General features: G+C 36.6%; 1 protein-coding gene. It reads right to left on the bottom strand.

Going from position 1 to position 276, the window contains the following annotated elements; genetic code table 11:
• Positions 1-274, bottom strand: a 274-nt coding sequence (locus RYX56_RS22165; RefSeq protein ID WP_317124093.1) for a GIY-YIG nuclease family protein, incomplete at its 3' end; no start/stop codon positions are given.
• Positions 275-276: the final 2 nt, after the last annotated feature.

The raw sequence follows: 276 nt of genomic DNA, 5'->3' as shown, positions 1-276 counted from the left end.
CCGCAATTTTAAATACTTCATCTCGGTGCATTTTAATTGGAGAAACGGTATCCTCAAAGTGTTTCTTTAATCTTGGACGCAACTTCCGGGCTTTGCCGACAAATAACAGTTCGTCCTTTGCGTTAAATAGCAAGATGATACCTCCTTTATCACGAGGAATCCGGTGATAATCTGTAAAGCCATATTTACTGCTAATCACCGCTTCTACTTTTTCTCCTAACTGTTTTTGTTTTGTTAATACAACATCCGGATTTGGTATTTCAATTTTAATCATAA

Origin of the sequence: Alkalihalophilus lindianensis, from assembly GCF_032843265.1 — a bacterium.
Taxonomy (GTDB): domain Bacteria; phylum Bacillota; class Bacilli; order Bacillales; family Bacillaceae_D; genus Alkalihalophilus; species Alkalihalophilus lindianensis.
The sequence above is the reverse complement of the archived record's forward strand: the minus strand, read 5'-3'. Positions and strand labels throughout refer to the sequence as shown.